This window comes from Streptomyces sp. R-74717 (genome assembly GCF_047305335.1).
Classification (GTDB): Bacteria; Actinomycetota; Actinomycetes; order Streptomycetales; family Streptomycetaceae; genus Streptomyces; species Streptomyces atratus.
Map to the genome: position 1 here is coordinate 8,952,777 of NZ_CP102361.1, position 16,972 is coordinate 8,969,748.

20 protein-coding genes and 3 pseudogenes are annotated in these 16,972 nt (G+C 67.1%); 10 read left to right on the forward strand and 13 right to left on the reverse strand.

Translation table 11 applies throughout. The annotated features are described in order from the left end of the window. Positions 1–5 precede the first annotated feature (5 nt). Together NRF20_RS40480 and NRF20_RS40485 are read left to right on the forward strand one after the other, a co-directional pair. The gene (locus tag NRF20_RS40480) at positions 6–1,628 is read left to right on the forward strand and encodes an ISL3 family transposase (RefSeq protein WP_413754181.1); all 1,623 of its coding nucleotides are present in this window, start codon (positions 6–8) and stop codon (positions 1,626–1,628) included. Positions 1,629–1,873: 245 nt separating this feature from the next. Beyond that, a complete protein-coding gene (locus NRF20_RS40485) occupies positions 1,874–2,326 on the forward strand; it encodes a Rieske 2Fe-2S domain-containing protein (protein ID WP_398634884.1) in 453 nt (150 codons plus the stop codon). A 30-nt stretch (positions 2,327–2,356) separates the two neighbouring features. Here the strand turns inward: NRF20_RS40485 and NRF20_RS40490 are convergent, their stop codons facing one another. Then, the gene (locus tag NRF20_RS40490) at positions 2,357–2,746 is read right to left on the reverse strand and encodes a VOC family protein (protein WP_398634885.1); all 390 of its coding nucleotides are present in this window, start codon (positions 2,744–2,746) and stop codon (positions 2,357–2,359) included. 158 nt (positions 2,747–2,904) lie between these two features. Here NRF20_RS40490 and NRF20_RS40495 point away from each other — a divergent pair. The 3 genes and pseudogenes from NRF20_RS40495 to NRF20_RS40505 form a co-directional block, all read left to right on the forward strand. Continuing rightward, positions 2,905–3,248: pseudogene (locus NRF20_RS40495) on the forward strand (LysR family transcriptional regulator); the annotation flags it as partial. Between the two features lie 111 nt (positions 3,249–3,359). After that, entirely contained in the window at positions 3,360–3,476 is a 117-nt protein-coding gene (locus tag NRF20_RS40500; RefSeq protein WP_398634896.1) for a hypothetical protein, read from the forward strand. 87 nt (positions 3,477–3,563) lie between these two features. Further along, positions 3,564–3,860 (forward strand): hypothetical protein, encoded by a 297-nt coding sequence (locus NRF20_RS40505; RefSeq protein ID WP_398634886.1) that lies wholly within the window; start codon positions 3,564–3,566, stop codon positions 3,858–3,860. 182 nt (positions 3,861–4,042) lie between these two features. On the opposite strand, the gene NRF20_RS40510 is transcribed toward NRF20_RS40505, so the two are convergent. From NRF20_RS40510 to NRF20_RS40520, 3 genes are read right to left on the reverse strand one after another with little or no spacing between them, the layout of a single operon-like run. Continuing rightward, complete coding sequence (locus NRF20_RS40510) at positions 4,043–5,065, reverse strand: SRPBCC family protein (protein WP_398634887.1); 1,023 nt, start codon at positions 5,063–5,065, stop codon at positions 4,043–4,045. Between the two features lie 6 nt (positions 5,066–5,071). Then, on the reverse strand, positions 5,072–5,956 hold the full coding sequence (locus NRF20_RS40515) for a histone protein (RefSeq protein ID WP_398634888.1): 885 nt from the start codon (positions 5,954–5,956) through the stop codon (positions 5,072–5,074). Then, a complete protein-coding gene (locus NRF20_RS40520) occupies positions 5,935–6,207 on the reverse strand; it encodes a gas vesicle protein GvpG (RefSeq protein WP_398634889.1) in 273 nt (90 codons plus the stop codon). Before NRF20_RS40520 ends, NRF20_RS40515 begins: the two co-directional genes overlap by 22 nt. On the opposite strand from NRF20_RS40520, the gene NRF20_RS40525 reads away from it, so the two are divergent. Beyond that, entirely contained in the window at positions 6,206–6,418 is a 213-nt protein-coding gene (locus NRF20_RS40525) for a hypothetical protein (protein ID WP_189281219.1), read from the forward strand. The genes NRF20_RS40520 and NRF20_RS40525 overlap by 2 nt on opposite strands. Positions 6,419–7,031: 613 nt before the next feature. Here the strand turns inward: NRF20_RS40525 and NRF20_RS40530 are convergent. Next, entirely contained in the window at positions 7,032–7,478 is a 447-nt protein-coding gene (locus NRF20_RS40530; protein WP_327277475.1) for an SRPBCC family protein, read from the reverse strand. A gap of 156 nt (positions 7,479–7,634) precedes the next feature. After that, positions 7,635–7,790: a DUF6131 family protein gene (locus NRF20_RS40535; RefSeq protein WP_164495245.1), complete on the reverse strand. Its 156-nt coding sequence runs from the start codon at positions 7,788–7,790 to the stop codon at positions 7,635–7,637. Positions 7,791–8,070: 280 nt separating this feature from the next. On the opposite strand from NRF20_RS40535, the pseudogene NRF20_RS40540 reads away from it, so the two are divergent. Further along, positions 8,071–8,379, forward strand: a pseudogene (locus tag NRF20_RS40540) (transposase); the annotation flags it as partial. A 146-nt stretch (positions 8,380–8,525) separates the two neighbouring features. Here the strand turns inward: NRF20_RS40540 and amaP are convergent. From amaP to NRF20_RS40565, 5 genes are read right to left on the reverse strand one after another with little or no spacing between them, the layout of a single operon-like run. Continuing rightward, positions 8,526–9,122 carry an alkaline shock response membrane anchor protein AmaP gene (gene amaP, locus NRF20_RS40545; protein WP_398634890.1) on the reverse strand — a complete coding sequence of 199 codons (597 nt, stop codon included), beginning with the start codon at positions 9,120–9,122 and terminating at the stop codon, positions 8,526–8,528. A gap of 8 nt (positions 9,123–9,130) precedes the next feature. Beyond that, positions 9,131–9,814, reverse strand: coding sequence for a DUF6286 domain-containing protein (locus tag NRF20_RS40550; protein WP_382227184.1), 684 nt, complete (start codon positions 9,812–9,814; stop codon positions 9,131–9,133). Beyond that, entirely contained in the window at positions 9,811–10,263 is a 453-nt protein-coding gene (locus NRF20_RS40555) for an Asp23/Gls24 family envelope stress response protein (RefSeq protein WP_189281215.1), read from the reverse strand. Before NRF20_RS40555 ends, NRF20_RS40550 begins: the two co-directional genes overlap by 4 nt. Before the next feature lie 14 nt (positions 10,264–10,277). Then, complete coding sequence (locus tag NRF20_RS40560; protein WP_327277478.1) at positions 10,278–10,487, reverse strand: hypothetical protein; 210 nt, start codon at positions 10,485–10,487, stop codon at positions 10,278–10,280. Positions 10,488–10,525: 38 nt separating this feature from the next. Then, complete coding sequence (locus NRF20_RS40565; RefSeq protein ID WP_398634891.1) at positions 10,526–10,957, reverse strand: Asp23/Gls24 family envelope stress response protein; 432 nt, start codon at positions 10,955–10,957, stop codon at positions 10,526–10,528. A 181-nt stretch (positions 10,958–11,138) separates the two neighbouring features. Between NRF20_RS40565 and NRF20_RS40570 the strand changes: the two genes are divergently transcribed. Beyond that, complete coding sequence (locus tag NRF20_RS40570; protein WP_398634897.1) at positions 11,139–11,927, forward strand: hypothetical protein; 789 nt, start codon at positions 11,139–11,141, stop codon at positions 11,925–11,927. Here NRF20_RS40570 and NRF20_RS40575 read toward each other — a convergent pair. After that, positions 11,905–12,243 (reverse strand): transposase, encoded by a 339-nt coding sequence (locus tag NRF20_RS40575; RefSeq protein ID WP_398634892.1) that lies wholly within the window; start codon positions 12,241–12,243, stop codon positions 11,905–11,907. The genes NRF20_RS40570 and NRF20_RS40575 overlap by 23 nt on opposite strands. A gap of 1,571 nt (positions 12,244–13,814) precedes the next feature. On the opposite strand from NRF20_RS40575, the gene NRF20_RS40580 reads away from it, so the two are divergent. Together NRF20_RS40580 and NRF20_RS40585 are read left to right on the forward strand one after the other, a co-directional pair. Then, positions 13,815–14,378 carry a hemerythrin domain-containing protein gene (locus NRF20_RS40580; RefSeq protein ID WP_398634893.1) on the forward strand — a complete coding sequence of 188 codons (564 nt, stop codon included), beginning with the start codon at positions 13,815–13,817 and terminating at the stop codon, positions 14,376–14,378. A 54-nt stretch (positions 14,379–14,432) separates the two neighbouring features. Next, positions 14,433–15,131, forward strand: a pseudogene (locus tag NRF20_RS40585) (VOC family protein). Between the two features lie 358 nt (positions 15,132–15,489). Here the strand turns inward: NRF20_RS40585 and NRF20_RS40590 are convergent. Continuing rightward, on the reverse strand, positions 15,490–16,704 hold the full coding sequence (locus tag NRF20_RS40590; RefSeq protein WP_398634894.1) for an IS110 family transposase: 1,215 nt from the start codon (positions 16,702–16,704) through the stop codon (positions 15,490–15,492). Positions 16,705–16,972: the final 268 nt, after the last annotated feature.

A 16,972-nucleotide genomic window follows, 5' to 3' on the forward strand; every position in this document is an offset into this window, starting at 1 on the left:
CGGCCGTGGCTGATGTACTCCTCCAGGACCTGTGGTTCCACCGGGTCGAAGGCGCTGTGATCGAAGACGTCGTATCCGACGGTGAGTTCGTGGTCGTTCAGGCCCGCGCGTCAGCGGACCGGGCTGCGTGCCCTGCCTGCGGAACGACGTCGGCCCGGGTGCACAGCCGGTACGTGCGTCGGCTCGCCGACAGCGCGGTCGGCGGCCGTCCCGTGGTCATCGAGTTACGGGTCCGCCGGTTCCGCTGCCGCCAGGGCACTTGCCCGCAGACAACGTTCGCCGAGCAGGTTGAGGGGCTGACCTTCCAGCATGGGAGACGCAGCGCCGGGCTGCAGTCGGTGCTTGAGCGGCTGGCGGTTATGCTGGCCGGCCGAGCCGGTGCCCGCCTGGCACACGCACTCGCCGTCCGGGCCAGCCGGTCGACGCTCCTGCGGCTGATACGCCGTCTGCCGGACCCTGCAGCGCACACTCCGCGGGTCTTGGGCGTGGATGACTTCGCGCTGCGCAAGGGCCACAATTACGGCACCATCCTGATCGACATCGATACTCGCCGTCCCGTCGATCTGCTGCCTGACCGGACCACGGCGACAGTCGCCCGGTGGCTCACCGACCATCCCGGCGTCGAAGTGATCTGCCGGGACCGCTCCACTGCCTATGCCGAGGCCGGACGGCTCGGCGCCCCGGACGCGATCCATGTCGCAGACCGCTGGCACATCTGGAAGAACCTTGCCGAGGCCGTCGAGAAGACGGTCACCCAGCACCGCGCCCTTCTGCGTGAACCGCAGGACATCGCCCCGGTTCGCACCGCTGTGCTCTCCAAGACCACGGAACTGGCACCGGAATTTCCGGCCGAGGCGCGACAGTCCGGCCGCCTGTCCGATCGGGTGCGCGAGCAGCACGCGACCGTTCACAACCTGCTGGACGAGGGACTCGGGCTGCGAGTCATCGCCCGCCGGCTCGGCCTGGCTCGCAATACTGTCCGCCGATTCGCCCATGCGGCTACCGCGGACGAACTACTCGTCGGACGCTGGACCGGCGGCACCAGCATCCTCGATCCCTACAAGCCTTACCTGCACCGGCGGTGGGCCGAGGGCTGCACCGTCGCCCGCCGCCTGTTCGAGGAACTCCGCGAGCGCGGCTACCGCGGCGGCGAAAGCGTCGTCAAGAAGTACGTGCAACGGCTCCGGGAAGCCTTCCCGCACGACGATCCGCCCCGCAAGAACCCGTCCACGCGTGACGTGACCAGCTGGATCACCCGCCGCCCCGACCGCCTCGACGACGACCAGGCTCAGCAGCTCAAGAAGATCTTCGCCCGCTGCCCCGAGCTCGACCGAACCGCCGAACACGTGCGCGCGTTCGCCGAGCTCATGAACAACCGCCAGGGTCGGCAGCTGGGCCAGTGGATCGAGCACGTCCAGGCCGACGAACTGCCAGCCCTGCACACCGTCGTCAACGGCCTCGGCCAGGACCTCGACGCCGTCGTCGCCGGCCTCAGCCTCCGCTACAGCTCCGGCGCTGTCGAAGGTCACAACAACAAGATCAAGATGCTCAAGCGACAGATGTTCGGCCGGGCCAATTTCGATCTGCTCCGCAAGCGGGTCCTCCTCGCGGCGGGAGGCCGTTCATGATTGCGGTTGTGGTGACCCTCCGTGGCCTGAGCACGGAAAGTGATCCAGAACCCAAGTTCAGACGCCCCCGACACGCGCGCCTCGACGCCTGGGCCGGGGAGCGAATGCCGGGGTCCGCGGGGGCGGATACTGCCCATCGCTGGGCAGCGTAGGACAACGACTCGAGCGATCACCTGCCGTACGCCGGACACGCCCACCCTGGCACTCAGCACGTCTTTGTGGCCACAGGCTTCGGCGGCTGGGGCATGAGTAACGGAATGATGGCTGGTCGGCTGCTTGCCGCGCAGATCGCGGGTGGGCTCCGGCCGGCCTGGACCGACCTGTACGACCCGCGGAGGCTTCCGTCGGCACGCGACGCGGGGCCACTCGTGAAGTTCCAGGCTGCTGTCGCCAAACACTTCGTCGGCGACCGCTTGCGCACCAGCCACGTCGACTTGGTGAACGACATCTCGCCCAGTAGCGGAGCCGTCGTGCGGCTGCAGGGGAAATGGTGGGCGGCGTACCGCGACGAGATGGGGCACGCCAGCGCGCTCTCTGCGCGCTGCACACACCTCGGCTGTCTGGTGCAGTTCAATGACGCCGAGCAACTCTGGGAGTGCCCCTGCCACGGCTCCCGCTTCGCCACGGACGGTTCAGTCCTGCACGGCCCCGCGACCCGGCCGCTGGAGTCACGTGAGGTTCCGGGCGCCAAGGACTAGAGGGTGTCCAATGGGTTGCCGTGGGGATCTTCAGGCGTCCTGCGGGTACCAGCGCAGTTCCACGGTGTTGGCGTCCGGGTCCTGCACATAGAGGGAGACGGCGGTTCCCTGGGCGCCGAAGCGCTTGCCGGGACCGTCCAGCACCGTGAAGACGTCGGAATCGATGACCTGCTGCCAGTCGAGCGGCTCGACCACCAGGCAGATGTGGTCGACGTTGGATCCCTCCGGCCGCTCGTCGGGCGTCTCGACGAGGTCGATGATGGTGGTGGGGCTCACCCGCACGGACGGGAAGGAGACCTTGCCGGCCCGCCACTCCTCCACCCGCACCGGTTGCAGCCCCAGCGGGCCGGTGTAGAAGGCGAGCGAGCGCTCGATGTCGGCGACGTTCAGGACGAGGTGGTCGAAGGCGATCACGCGCATGGGTGTCTCCGCAGGGTGGGGTCGGCCGGGGCGCTGGTGGTGGTACGACGGGGCCGGCGGCTCCGGACCTCGCCGGTCCGGGGCGGTGGCTGTTCGCTGACTGCCGTGGCCTGCCCTTGACTTCAGCATCGCCGAGCAGGCATCCGTTGGTCCAATGCATGTTTGTCATCCGATCCATCGTGTTTCACGATGGATCACTGGATCTCCAGCAGATGCGCTACGTCCTCGCGGTGGCGGAGACCGCGAGCTTCACCCGCGCCGCCGAGCGGTGCCACGTCGTCCAGTCCGCGCTCTGCCACCAAGTGGCCCGGCTGGAGAAGGAACTGGGTGCCCGGCTGTTCGAGCGGACCAGCCGCTGGGTGCGGCTGACCACCGCCGGAGAGGCGTTCCTGCCCGCCGCACGCCAGGCCCTGGGGGCGGCTGAGCGGGCCGGGGCGGAGGCGGCGGCGGCCACCGGCGAGATACGGGCAATCTGACCGTCGGATCGATTCGCACTGCTGCGCGGACATACGTACGTGACGTTGCTTGTGGACCTCGAAGCCCGGCGACCGATCGATGTACTGCCCGGCAGGGAATCCGCGCCAGAGCCCGCTGGCTCGCCGACCATCCTAAGGTGGAGGTCATCTGCCAGGACCGTGGTTCCACCTACGCCGAGGCCGCACGCGCGGCGGCACCGCAGGCCGTCCAGGTCGCGGACGCCTGGCACCTGTGGAACAACCTCGGACAGTAGCTGTGGAGAAGACCGTGCCAGGACACTGCAAATGCGTTCGGTCCGCGTTCGCCGATACGGGCCCCCTCTTCCGAAGCGGAGCCACCTTTGGCCCCGAACGGAACCAAGGACGTCAACGGCCGTCCGCGCCGCATCGTCGCCGGTATCCGCGAACGGCGCCAGGCCGTGCACGAACTCCTCTCCCATGGATGCCCGTTGCGTGGAATCAGCCGGGATTTGCAGCTCGACTACTACACGGTCCGACGCCATGCCAGAACTCCAGATGTCGACGATCTGCTGGTCCAGGTCACCTACCGCCGGACGCTGCTGGACGACTTCATGCCGTACATCTACAAGCGGTTCGCTGAGGGCTGTCACAACGCCGGCCAGCCAGATCTTCCGTGAAGTCCGCGACCAGGGTTTTCGAGGCGATCCGCCCCCGCCGCACCGGCCGATGCGCAAGCCGCGCAAAGTCGTCCTGCGGTGGATCACGACCCATCTGGACAGATTGCGGCCCGACAAGATTGGTGGTCTGCGGCCCCGAAACGGGGTAGACCCCCTGCTTGAAGTCGACGTCAGTCACGGCGTCACCTCTGTCGCCTTTGCTTCCTGGAGGGGGTTACGTCCTCTTCCTCTCCTTCTTCCCCTTCTTCTTCCTCGTATTCGCCTTCTTCTTCGTCCTCAGGCTCGTCCTCGTAGTCTTCGTCCTCGGGCTCGTCGTCCTCAGGCTCCTCCTCGTATTCCTCGTCCTCGGACTCCTCGCCTTGTGCGTCCTCCTGCTCGGCGGCCTCTTCTTCTTCCATGGCGTCTTCGTGGGACACGACGACTTCACCGTCCCGGATTTCACCGCGCCAGCCCTCGGGCTCTTCCTGGGCAAGGGAGACGTATCGCTGAAAGTGCTTGAAGTCGAGTCGCATGCGGCGCCCTTGGGCGCGCCACAGGTTGCCCGTCTTCTCGAAGAACCCGGACGGGTAGTACTCCACGACCAGGACGATTCGAGTCAGGCTGGGTGCCAGCTCATGGAAGCTGACCGCACCACGGGTAGTTCCCTTGGCTCCCTCGGACGTCCAAACGATGCGGTCGTCGGGAATCTGTTCCTGGACAGTCGCTTTGAAGCTGCGCGAGGAAGGGCCGACTTTGACCTTCCAGTCACTGGACATCTCATCGCTCTTCGAGACGTCGCGAACACCCTTCGCGAAGCTGCTGAACTGGTCGTACTGCGTCCAGTGGTCGTACGCGACACGCAGGGGCACTCCCACATCGAGCACCTCGATGATGTTCATGACCTTGCCGCCGCTCGACTTGCGTTTCCCCTTTCCGCCGCCGAACGCTTCCTTGACCTTCCCCACGACTTTGTCCTTGACGCCCTTGGCTTTCTCCCCGACGAATGCCTTCAGCGGGGAGTCGCCCTGGAGAATACGGGAGCCGATCGCGGGAAGCGATCCACTCTCGGCCACATCAGTGAGCTGCCCAGTGACATCGGTCAGTTTGTCGCCCGCCTTCTCGGCGAGCCTCTCCACCTGTGCACTGAGGAAGTTGGACGCCTCTTCGCGAAGCCGGTCCGCACCCGACATTTGCGCCGTGGGCTGGTCTGTTTCCGTCCTGGTCATGACTGGCTACCTCCGACGATCGGCGCGCTTGGACGCTGCTCGCTTCGACGACGTCGTCTTCCGGGTGGCGGACTTCTTGGCCGGAGCAGTTTTCTTCGCAGCCGTCTTCTTTGGCGGGGCCGCCTTCCGGGTGGCGGACTTCTTGGCCGGAGCAGTTTTCTTCGCAGCCGTCTTCTTTGGCGGGGCCGTCTTCCGGGCGGCGGACTTCTTGGCCGGAGCAGTTTTCTTCGCAGCCGTCTTCTTTGGCGGGGCCGCCTTCCGGGCGGCAGACTTCTTGGCCGTCCGAGGCTTCTCTCCTTGGGCGGGAGCGGCCTTCTTGCGTTCCGCGCCCCCTCTAGGCTGGGCGCGACTGCGGCGCCGCCTCGGCTGCCTCTCTTCTGGCTCTTCCTCTTCCTCTTCCTCGTATTCCTCTTCCGGTAGTTCCTCCTCTTCCTCCTCTTCCTCAGCCTGGCCCTCTTCGTACTCGGCCTCCGGCTCTTCCTCTTCCTCTTCCGGTTCCTCCTCTTCCTCGTACTCCGCGCCTCCCTCTTCCGGCTCGTACTCCTCCTCGTCCTCCTCTTCCTCCCCCTCGTCCTGCTTCTCACCGAGCCGGGCCGTACGGTCGCTAAGGGCATCGGCCAGCGAACTCATGCCCCGGTCGGCGGCGGCAGCCACTGCCTTACGGCCCGCGTCGAAGACTTCCCCTTTCAGCTGCTCCTGCAGCTCGGCGAACTGGGGAATCTCTCCGAGTCTGCGCATCCCTTCGGCGGCAAGCTGTCGGGGTTCAAGGCCGAATCGTCTCCCTGCCAGATACGTCGCAATGGTCAGCGCCAGCCGGCCCTTCTTCGTCCGGCCCAGCACATAGCCGCCCACTACTGCGGCCGCGAGGGTCACCTTGGCTGTGTCATCCATGGGTGCGTCACCTTCGATCGTTCGGTGCGGGGCCGACCTGTGCAGCATGCAGCCGGTCGAGCAGCCTTTCCTCTTCCCGGTTCGAACTCCTCCGTGCTGATATCTCCGTCTTCAAGCTCCCGGTTTAGTACAGCCAGCTGGGCACGGAGCACTCCTGGGTCGTGCAGCTCGCGCTCGGCAGCGTCGTTGAGCTTCTCCGCCACCCAGATCACTCTGCGGACCGGTGCGTTGGGGAGCGTGATCAGTCCCATGTCAGACTCCGGCGGCCTGCACGTGAGTGCCTGCAGCGGCGACGAAGTTGCAACAGGGCAGCGGGCCCGCAAGACGCAGCTCGACGTGTTCGCGGTCTGCGCTTCCGAATCGCTCCGCCGCGCTTCGGAAGTCGTCGTTTGCGCCACGCGGCTGGCGTCGAAGCTTTCCCGCCGCGCGGCCGACGTCCTTCTGCCATGCATCCAAGTCTGATCGGTATCGAGCGCCTCGCACCTTGAGGAGCTGTCGGGCGCACCAGCCGGGGTGGGCGACTGCTTTGGCGATCGATGTTTTGGCGGTGTAGCGGACGACGGTGCACGAGCCCATCCTTTGCATGGCTGCGGGGTCCAGGTGCCAGTCGGGTGCACGAAGGGCTGTTCCACGGCTGTGGTCGTGGCGTGTGCGAGTCCACGCCGGGCAAGGGCGAGACAGACGCTCCGTGTAACTGCGGCGAGCGACGTTGCAGCCAGGAGCACCACTCTCGTCGCCACCTGACGGTCGAGCGCTCCACCCGCTATCTGATGCTCGTACATATGCCGCGCGGCCACAGTGTCCTGGCCACCCGTAACGCTCTCGCCGCGACGGTCCAATCCCTTCCGCCGCACCTGTGGCTTTCCCTGACCTGGGACCAGGGAGTGGAGGTGGTGGACGCCGAACTCAACAGCCGACCACGAAAGACGCTCGGGGAAGCCCCAGCCGAGCGTCTCGCTAAAGCTACTGGAATCAGTCAGCTGACCAGCAGTGTTGAGACGACCCCTCGAATCCGCCGGCCACCGGGCATCGGTGGGAAGACGAACTGTTAAGACTGGTCCTCCCGTCCTGTCGCTTACCCCGTGTCCTGGGGCATTCCCTCGACGACTTCCGCCAGTCGCCGCAGCATGCTGCGGTGCCGGATCTGCGCAAAGGCGTCGAGGACTGTGTTGTGGAGGCTCCCTCCCAGTCCGCGCAGCGGATGCTCGTCGAGAATGACCAGGGTCTTGTCGCCCCACGGCCGGATGTCGAAGGCGATCCGTGCCGTACCCAACGGCCCTCCGTGCGCTTCGAGTTCCAGCGCGCGCGGCGCGTCGAGGCGACGGACCGTCGTGCGTCCGTCGAACTCCTTCGGCCCCACACGCACCGTGTATTTGATCGACGATCCGACCTCCGGCCAACGCCCGTCGCCCGGGCCGGAGTCGAAGGTCCCCACCACCCAGTCCGTGTAACGGCTCTCGTCCTCCAGAACCGCCCAGAGTACGGACGGTTCCCGGGCGATGAGCTGATGACGTACAGCCATGTGTGCTCCCATCCGGGACGCTGAATTCCCGACCCTGGTAGCGATCTGCGGGCCGGGCACCAACCATCCGCATCGAGCATGCGGCACCCGAGCACACCGAGATCACAGCCACCGCTGGACATCGCATGGCCGCACGGGGAGCCGGAACAAGCAGCCCTACCAGTAATGCCGTCGGCCGCCCACCGCATGCCCGACGGCACCCAGGATCCAAAGAACGATGCCGATCGCGACGAGCACGATACCGATGGTCCACAGGATCGATATGCCAGCCACCAGACCGATGACCAGCAGAATGACGCCGAGGATGATCATGGCGCCCTCCGTTCTCCCAGGTCTTTTCAGTATGCGCCTCACACATACACACGGCGATGCAGACCGCGCGAGGCGATCGTTCACCAGACCAGGGAAAAGGCCATGCCGCGAGGGCAGGCGCATCCTGCGCTTCCGCCTGGCCGTCATCGCCAGTGCGCTCGGCACCAGAGGCGCCGTGACGCAACTCATCAGCTTCCGACAACCGTCCTGAAAAGCGCAGTTCGAATCTAAGGGGCATGGCCCCGTCTGCACGAGGCTCCATGGCGGCACCTCCCACAACGGGACCCGCTCCAAGACGGCACGGACCGACGTCGGCCCAATGGAGATCACCGTGCCCAGGGACCGTGAAGGCGCGTTCGAGCCGAAGGTCGTACGCCAGCGGCAGAAGCCTCTGCCGGGGGGCAAGGTCCGCGGTCACTTCCCCAACGAAGGCCGCACTGAAGCGCGTCAACATGGAGATCACGTCCCTGGACTTCACCGGCAAGGGGCCAAGCCGCTGGACCATGTGTTGGAGGACCGCACTGAACGCCTTCGACATCACCTTCGACGGCCGTCTCTCAGCAGTCCGCCAGAAACCTCAACAACGTGAGCTACACCGGTCGTTTGGCAGACCCGCATGAGGGCCTTGTGCTGGTCGGTGGAGATGTCGCAATCCACACCGAACTCAGAAGGCCCTCACCTGTTCAAGATCACCACACCGGCGATAGCCGTCACCAACCTTCGTGGACAGATCACCTAGGCGACGCGGCGGGCGCGGTGGCTGACTTCCCGGAGTCGGACCTCCGACGGGAGGCGGTCCAGGCCTGCCGAGTCCCGTGCGTGTGCGAGCGTTTCCCGGCTCAGTTGCTCCAGAGTTCGCGCCGGTTCCGCGTGAGGCTTTAGCAACAGCCGTACTCGTGCGGCCGGAGCAGTACGCCGACCCGTCAGCCGCACATGAGCCCGCGAGATCCCATCCAGGACTTGCGCCTCTTGCTCGATTGCGTCCTCCAGAGCGCGGCCGTTGAGTCGGGCCGCCGTGTCGTCTTCGCTCTTGATGAGGACCTGGCCCAGCCGGTGTCTGCGCAGTTGCGCCAGAAGCCACCACAGCAGCAGCGCGAGAAGCACGGCGAGCACCGCAATGACGGCCGGCCACCACCAGTTCTCTTCCCGCCACCGGGTGCGTCCCTCGGTGCCCAGCACGACATCGTCCGGACCTCGGAAGGGCCACCAGCCCGGCACGTCGAACCCCCAGTGGCGCTGCAGATCCAGCCCACCCAGCAGCACGCCGCCACCCAGGGCGAACAGTCCAAGGCCGAGCAGCCCCAGCAGCATCCGGTTCACTGCCTTGAGCATGGGACACCTCACCCCTTCTTCGGGCGCCGGACGCGCACGTCCAGCGCGGGCTGCTGGGCGAGACCCAAGTTCGTTACGGCTTTGCTCAGCGCGGCGTCCAGATCCGCGTGGACCTCGTTGAGATCGCGGAAATGTGCCTGTGCCCGGGCTTTGACCTTCCGGCGGCCGACATCGACCCGTGCCGATTGCACACCGGACACCCGTACGGCTCGGTCGCGCAGAAGCAGGGCGGCTGCGTGGCGGTCGAGCCCGGCGCGGACCTCCCCTGTTCTGGGGATTCCGGTGGGCTGCCGCATGGGTAGCAGTCCGCGCAGTCCCGGCGTCACCGCCAGCAGGAACAGCCACAGGCCAAGGGCCATCGCTACTGCGGCCCCGACGGTCATCCAGATGTCATGCAGTGGTCGTGTGGCCAGTTCCTCGGCGAGCCGCCGTCGCCAGCTCATCCCGGGCCGGTCTGCCCGCACCGAGACCACGTCGTACAGGAGCAGCCCAATGGCTGCGACGGACAGCAGCGCCACAATGGCTGCGGGGATCCGGCGTGCGGACCAGAAGCGGCGCGCCGGCCGGCCCGCTCTATGGACCGCTGCCGTCGTGCCCTTGCCTGGGGGATTGCCTGCGGACGTAGTTGCCTGTCCCGCACCGGGGGGAATGTCGCCATCGCCGGTCGGCTGTCGCCAGGTGTTCGCGCTCATCTCACTCTCTCCCGGTCTGTATGCCGCGAGTGCACCGAGTGCAGCCTCTCGACCGACACCGCGAGTTCGGACACGTCCATGCCGGCCCATGTCCTGAGCCGTTCGATGACCTCGCGGCGCACCGCAGCGCACTGAGCCCCGATGTCGGACGGATAGCCCAGCTCCACGGCGATGTGCATCCGTACTTCGCCGAGCACGGCCGGACGGCTATTGGCAGGGTCGCCGTCCCGTCCTGCGGCGTTCTCGTTCCGCTCAGGTGCCCGCCGCACAGACGTCGTCACGCGTGGTGTCCGGCGGCCGGGCGGTACGTGGCCAGCCGACTCGGTGAACCGGCTCAGCGCCTCGCGGGCCACGTGGGAAGCAATTTTCGCAACGACACGGTCGGAGACGGTGGTCGCACCCCGCTCCCCGCGAGGAATGCCCGGACGACGATCGACGTCACTGGTCACTGCCGCCAGTCTCCCTATGCCTGTCGCCGGTCATCGCGCATCCGCTGGTGGTCGTCACGGCGGCGGATGAAGTCACCCGGTTCGAGATCACCTTCCATCAAGCGCCCGGCGACAAGTCCGACGGCGCCCAGTACCAGCACGAGCAGGAAGGCCCAGAAGCCACCGAAGTATCCGGCGAAGCCCAGTGCCATTCCGGCAATCAAGCCGACCACAGCCTTGCTCATCACGCGCTCCTTCGCTCAAGCGGGCTGCTCCCCCTTGGCTATTGGACCCGCTGCCGCTGTTCCTCTTCGTCCTCCTCGTCGGGCAGCTTCACATCGCTGACCGCGATATCGACTTCCACCACTTCCAGGCCCGCCATCCGCTCCACTGCGGAGATCACGTTCTCGCGTACGTCACTGGCCACGTCCGTGATGGAGACGCCGTAGTCGACGACGATCTCCAGATCGATGGCCGCCTGCACCTCTCCCACCTCGACACTGACCCCGCGCGTGACGGATTTGCCACTACCGGTGCCGGGCATCCGCTCCCGCATGGATCCCATCGAGCGCGCGAATCCACTGCCCAGGGCATGGACGCCGGGCACATCGCGTGCCGCCATTCCGGCGATCTTCTCTACCACCACGTCGGCGATGGTCGTCCGACCGCGAGAGCCGGGCGCACCGCCGTGCTTTCCGCCGGTGTTCTCAGTCATCGGGCTATTCCTCCCTGAAGGAGATCACCTAGCACTCTTGGATAGGATTATATTCGTTTTGGTGGCTTTTATCAGAGGTGCGGACCATGAGACGGGGTGGTCCAACGAGTGGTACGAAGTGCCCCTGCCCCAGAGCCCCTACGGAGTCGGGGCGCAGTGCGGGAGGGGGAGAACCGCGGCCATGGAAGAGGGTGAGCGGCCGGTGAAAACTGAGGCGTGGATGCAGGCAGTACGGCGCCAGCTCGGCCTGGGTCGGCTGCTCCCGCTCGGAGGGCCTGACGACGGGACGTGGATCACCGAGCAAGCGGCCGTCCGGGCCCTCGGGCGCACGGTCGCTGAGATTCCTGGCGTTTGGCTGGAGAGCCTGCGCATCGGACCGGCATCGCTCGGGCCCGTGTCCGAGCCGGCCGTCCGTCCGCCGGCCAGCGCGCTACCGCCTGGCCCGCTCAGGATCGAGGCCGCATTCACCGCATTCATGGGGCAGCCACTGCCCCGCACCGCGGAGCAGTTGAGGAGCACATTGCTCAACGTGGCCGCTGAACGGCTCGGCCTGGCCACAGTGGCAGTTGATCTGCGCGTCACGGATCTCCATGAGGGCCCGGAGAGAGGCGTCAGGCCGCAGACCGCAGAGAACGCGATGGGGCCCCCGCCGGAGGCTGCAGCCGCGCGAAGCTCGCTCCCAACGACCGGAACAGGACCCATGCGGGGCCCCAGCGGGGAGCTGGCCGACGTCGCAGCGGCTGTTCCGGGCGTGGCCCGCCTCACCGCCGTACTGGGAAGCCGCCCGGTCAAAGTGGAGCAACATGACCATCCACCAGGCCGGCACATCGAGGTCCAGCTTGCGGTTGCCCCCGGGTACCATCCACTGGAAGTAGCCCGCGCCGTCCGGGCGGCGGTAGCCGACGCAGCCACCAGTGCCACCTCAGGCCCGGTAACCGCCGCCGTCCTCATCGCAGAAACCGCGGCCTAACTGTATTGATCACGAGCGTTGTTGACACTGAGGTCAGCCGCATCTCCTTCCGCCTGGGCCGGCCGGAGCATCCGCTCGAAGGTGCCGTCCTTGGCTCAGCGGTGGAAACGGGTGTGCAGCGTGGCCCACGGTCGTATCGCTCGGGCACGTCCCGCCAGGGTGCCCCGGTCCGGAACTTCCTTGCGACCCCATTGAGCGCGTTGCGGTCGTTCAGTGGCCTCCGGCCCCGCAAGGACTCGGGCAGCAGCGACCGGACAAATCCCCGCCCGGAATCAGACAGTTCACTGCAACGTATCACCCGACCATGGTCCACCATTAGAGATCATTCTTCGTGACGGCCGCATCCGTCGCATGCTCGCTGGGTGCTCACCACGGGAGGAGGGGAGGCCCGCTCGTTCGGCAGTCCGGATGCCGTGTCCAGTCGAGCTCACTGCGTCGAGCCATGGCCAGCACAGGTGGTCGGCTTGCCGGTACCTCTTGGCTTCGAACTCTGCGACCATGGTGGGGTCGCCAGCCAAGACCGCCCCACTGCCGAAGGCATCCGTATCAGCGTCGTCTGCCCGAGTAGAGACAGCTGTTGGCCTTGGCGTGCAGGGGGTGCGCGTCGTTCTCTTCAAGGGGCAGCTGATCACCGCGGCGCGTCATTGCGTTCCTGGCTCGTCGGCTCGCGACGAGTGGGGGCGCAACCCCTTCCCGCGCCGAGGATGCGGGGACGAAGTATTTGTCAGGAACTGCTCGCAGGCTGTTGGGATAAAGGTTTTACTCAGCGTGGATGGCGCAGGGCTCACTCTTGGCCTCCGTGCGGACGCGGAAGTGTAGCCGACGGGTACGGGTGGAGGGGACCGGACCAACTGCCCGTGGGCCGGTGCCCAGCCAAGCAGGTGCTCGTGTTGTGCTGTGGGGTCTGCCATCTGCAGGGCGCAGGCGGAGAAGGTCAGTCGCTGAACGACTCCCTGACGCAGGTGCTCGGCGTCTTTCGGGTTGGACGGGGCGACGACAACATCCTTCGCGACGTCTTCCTCCACGGTGGCGATGTGGGGGAGGCTGCTTCGCAGCACGCCGGAAGCGTCGTATGCCAGCTGGTTACGGGTGGCTTCGCCCTCGGCTCCACCCGGGAGGTCATCCAGCTGCGCGGTGGCCTCGTCTCCCGACTTCATAGGGCCCCGCATCCGGCGGCATTTCCAGCCCGGGGCTGTCCGCAAACTCTTGCCGTTCTGGTTTCGGGGGCCTCGCAGCAGTGGAGGGCAGAGCGAGAGAGAAGCGCGGCGCTGTCTTGGTCGGCAGCGGGAGGGGCCGGGCTGTCAGTTCCGCCGCCGCGTCGGGCGCGGACGGCGGCCGTGGTTGCTCATCACACAGCGCCTGTCTAGGGGGAGAAGAACACGCTGCATCATCTCGGTTGTGAGCTCGTAGTAGGCGAAGCCGCGGGTGGGGTAACAGGTTCGAGCATCGTTGGCACTCCCCGGCCCCCGTGGTGTGCTCGGCGTTCCCTGCACGTCTGGGCCTGCATGTGGCACCCCGGACAGCTACATCGCCAATACGCGGGGCCCTGATGAGTATGTCCGGATGGCGCCCTGGCCGGCGGTGCGGGATCGGGCGCGGGCACTGTGATGGTGACGCGCGGTGGAGCGTGGTCGGGGCCAGTGTGAGGGCATGACCCTGCCACCGCCGCGCGGAGCCGACGCCCACCGTCACGAGTAGCCGTAATCCCGGTCGGCCCCAGGAAACCAGGGGCAGCAGTGTGGGCCCTGATGTGGCTGCGCCGGAGAGGTGAGCGCCGGGTCTGTCTTCGCGCGCAAGGCGCAGGTTTTGCGTCCATGGCCTGTTGTCTGGGCGTCTGCACCCTCCTTCTGAGGGGCGATGAACCCGAGAAAGAGGAAAGGGACTGTCATGGGACACGGCGGCAATGTGATCGCGGAGCTCACGGCCGATCATCGTGAGCTGGAGGCACTGTTCACGCAGATCGAAGCGCAGCCCGTCGACCATCCGCAGCGGCGCGAACTGGCGGACCGGCTGACTGCGGAACTGGTACGGCACTCGGTTGCCGAGGAGTTGCACCTGTATCCGGCGGTACGCAATCACGTATCGGACGGTGCGGCACTGGCGGACAAGGAACTCGCCGATCATGCCAAGGTCGAGCAGATGCTCAAGGATCTCGAAGACCTGCACGCGGTTGATCCGCAGTTCAACGACATCGTTGCGAAGCTGAAGTTCGCGGTCGCCTCCCACGTTCGCGAGGAGGAGCACGAACTGTTCCCGAGACTCGCAGCGTCCCTCCCACCCGAGAAGCTGGACGAGCTGGGGCGGCTGGTGCGCCGGGCCAAGGAGATGGCCCCCACCCGCCCCCACCCCTCGCTCCCGAACACCCCGCCCGCCAACAAGCTGCTCGTGCCCGGGGTCGGGCTGGTGGACCGCGTACGCGACCTGCTCAGCGGCCGCACGACCAAAGGCTGAACCCCAGGCCGCCAACATGCCTCGCCGTCCGTCACACAGCCGGAGGAGTATCGAATGCCGACCCTCGAAAAGATCAGGCCGGTGACCGGCGCGCCCTGCTGGGTGAATCTGATGGCGCAGGATCTGCGCGCAGCACAGTCCTCCTATACCGATGTCATGGGCTGGAAGTTCCGGGAGAGCATCTTGGGCAGCAACTTTTCGGTGGCTCTGGCCTGTGGTGAACCGGTCGCCGGAATCGGATGCTGCTCAGCTGGTTGCCCTCCAGCCGTTTGGGCCCCGTACTTCGCCGTCAAGAACGCGGATGAGACGGCGGTCCGGATCGGCGAGTGCGGGGCCACGCTCGCCGTGGGGCCGCTTCCCCTGGGCGAGGGCCGCGTCGGGATCGCTGCCGATCGTGACGGTGCCGTGTTCGGATTCTGGGAAGGCCTGGGCCTGTTCTGGTCCGTGGGGCGGGCAGTGCTCCAGCTCGGCTGGACCTGCAGACCCGCGACGCGTTCGAGGCCGCCATCTTCTACGCGGAGATCTTCGACTGGGCCCAACCGCCCGGCGGTTGCACGGTCGACTACGCGCAGGACCACGTCCTCATCCAGGCCGCGGGACACACCGTCGCCACCCTGCGCGGCGGAGGTATCGACCCGGACCCGAGAATCCGGCCCCCGGTGGATCGGACTTCCGTGTCCAGAGCAGCAAGCAGGCGGCGCCTTCGTCATCCGCGACTCCGATGGCGCCCTCTTCACCGTGTCCGATACCTGACGACAGCGACCCGCCGCTGGCGGAAGGAAGAGGAAGGGCGCCAAGCGTGCATACCGGACGCCAGCCCCCGTCCCCACCCTTGGACTGGACGGTCGAGCAAAGCATCGGCGAAGGCCGTCGCGCGGGCAGGCAGTGAGCCTGCCCGCCGAGGACAGCGCACTGGCCTGCCGTCTCTGTCGTCCGGATACCGCGCTCGGCCCGCTGTGGTGCGCTGCGTCTCCGTATGCGATCACACCCGCTCCACATGAGGATCGGTTTACGGGCGGTGGCCCGGTTGCGCCCCGACTCCCTGCGCGGGGGGGTGCCTCTATGTCCTTCGTCAAGGACGTGGTGCCGGGTGTGCGGGTTTTTGGGGTGGTTATGCGGCCAGGATGGCGGTGGGGGCTTTGGACTCGTAGAAGGTGCCGTCGCGGAGCATGGCGAACAGGACGCTGATGCGTTGGCGGGCGAGGCGGAGGAGTGCTTGGGTGTGGGTCTTGCCGCGGGCGCGCTGGCGGTCGTAGTAGGTGCGGGAGGCGGGGTCTGCGTTCATGCAGGCGAAGGCGGAGAGGAACATCGCGCGTTTGAGCTGCCGGTTTCCTCCTCGTGGTGCGTGTTCGCCGTGGATCGAGGTCCCGGACGACTTGGTTGTGGGGGCGAGGCCGGCGTAGGAGGCGAGGTGGGCGGCGGTGGGGAAGTTGGTGCCGTCTCCGACGGTGACCAGCAGGACGGCGGCGGTCCTGACGCCGACGCCGGGCATCGACGTCAGGACCGGGGAAAGAGGGTGAGCCTCCAGCAGGGTGTTGATCTGGGCTTCCAGGGCCCGGCGCTGTTCCTGGACGGCCGCGAGCGAGCGGGCCAGGGAGGGAACGACGATGTCGAGGGTGCCGGTCCCTGGCACGACGACGGTCTGCTCGTCGAGCGCGTCGAAGACATCGTCGATCAGTCGGGTGGCCATGCGCGGGGCCTTGGGCCGGACGAGTTCGACGAGGCGGCGGCGTCCGGCCTTTCGCAGTGCGGCCGGGGATCCGTGGCGTTCAAGAAGCCAGGTGACGGCCTGGTGGTCGAGACGGGGGCCCAGGACACGCTCCAGGCTTGGGTGGAACTGGGTGAGCAGGCCGCGTATCCGGTTGGACGTGCGGGTGGCCTCGGCGGCCAGGTCCTGGTCGAAGCCGACGAGCACGGTCAGCTCGGCGGTGATCTCGTCGGTCAGTTCCAGAGAGCGCAGGGTGTGCGGCAGGGTGCGGGCCGCGTCCGCGATCACCGCCGCGTCACGAGCGTCGGTCTTCGCCTCGCCCGGATACAGGTCGGCTATCCGGCGCATTGCCAGGCCGGGCAGGTAGGCGACCTTGCAGCCCGCGTCCCGGGCCACGGCCAGCGGGAGGGCGCCGATCGAGGCGGGCTGGTCCACGATCACCAGGACGGTGCCGAACTTCGCGGTCAGCTTGTCGAACACGGCCCGCAGCCTCGGCTCGCTGTTGGGCAGTTGCTTGTCGAGGACCTTCTTCCCGGCCGGGGTGAGTCCGTGGCCGTGATGAGCGCTCTTGCCGACGTCCAGGCCGAGGAACACGCCCACGTCTTCGGTATCGAACATCGCGCCCCTCCAGGCGAGTTGAACGTGCCGGCCTCGGCAGTGGTGTCGTACGCGCGCATCCACGTTATGCAGACCTGCCGCCCGCGACTGTCCGGCATTGCGCCGGACCGGGCGGTGGCCGGACCTCTCATCAGCGTCTCCGACGGCACCTCCCGGGCCCGGTGACACCACCCCCCAGGTCATCCGTTGGACAGGGGGACACAGTCATGCCGGGCCCGGAGGCCAGCGGCCCTCTTGCAGGACCGCGAAGAACATAACGGGGGGTGCC

Excerpts from the sequence above, each read along its gene's own strand:
- NRF20_RS40485 (WP_398634884.1), top strand. The coding sequence starts at position 1,874 with ATGAGTAACGGAATGATGGCTGGTCGGCTGCTTGCCGCGCAGATCGCG.
- NRF20_RS40490 (WP_398634885.1), bottom strand. The coding sequence starts at position 2,746 with ATGCGCGTGATCGCCTTCGACCACCTCGTCCTGAACGTCGCCGACATC.
- NRF20_RS40510 (WP_398634887.1), bottom strand. The coding sequence starts at position 5,065 with ATGACCAGGACGGAAACAGACCAGCCCACGGCGCAAATGTCGGGTGCG.
- NRF20_RS40515 (WP_398634888.1), bottom strand. The coding sequence starts at position 5,956 with ATGGATGACACAGCCAAGGTGACCCTCGCGGCCGCAGTAGTGGGCGGC.
- NRF20_RS40525 (WP_189281219.1), top strand. The coding sequence starts at position 6,206 with ATGTCAGACTCCGGCGGCCTGCACGTGAGTGCCTGCAGCGGCGACGAA.
- NRF20_RS40520 (WP_398634889.1), bottom strand. The coding sequence starts at position 6,207 with ATGGGACTGATCACGCTCCCCAACGCACCGGTCCGCAGAGTGATCTGG.
- NRF20_RS40530 (WP_327277475.1), bottom strand. The coding sequence starts at position 7,478 with ATGGCTGTACGTCATCAGCTCATCGCCCGGGAACCGTCCGTACTCTGG.
- NRF20_RS40535 (WP_164495245.1), bottom strand. The coding sequence starts at position 7,790 with ATGATCATCCTCGGCGTCATTCTGCTGGTCATCGGTCTGGTGGCTGGC.
- amaP (WP_398634890.1), bottom strand. The coding sequence starts at position 9,122 with ATGCTCAAGGCAGTGAACCGGATGCTGCTGGGGCTGCTCGGCCTTGGA.
- NRF20_RS40550 (WP_382227184.1), bottom strand. The coding sequence starts at position 9,814 with ATGAGCGCGAACACCTGGCGACAGCCGACCGGCGATGGCGACATTCCC.
- NRF20_RS40560 (WP_327277478.1), bottom strand. The coding sequence starts at position 10,487 with ATGAGCAAGGCTGTGGTCGGCTTGATTGCCGGAATGGCACTGGGCTTC.
- NRF20_RS40565 (WP_398634891.1), bottom strand. The coding sequence starts at position 10,957 with ATGACTGAGAACACCGGCGGAAAGCACGGCGGTGCGCCCGGCTCTCGC.
- NRF20_RS40570 (WP_398634897.1), top strand. The coding sequence starts at position 11,139 with ATGGAAGAGGGTGAGCGGCCGGTGAAAACTGAGGCGTGGATGCAGGCA.
- NRF20_RS40575 (WP_398634892.1), bottom strand. The coding sequence starts at position 12,243 with ATGGTGGACCATGGTCGGGTGATACGTTGCAGTGAACTGTCTGATTCC.
- NRF20_RS40580 (WP_398634893.1), top strand. The coding sequence starts at position 13,815 with ATGGGACACGGCGGCAATGTGATCGCGGAGCTCACGGCCGATCATCGT.
- NRF20_RS40590 (WP_398634894.1), bottom strand. The coding sequence starts at position 16,704 with ATGTTCGATACCGAAGACGTGGGCGTGTTCCTCGGCCTGGACGTCGGC.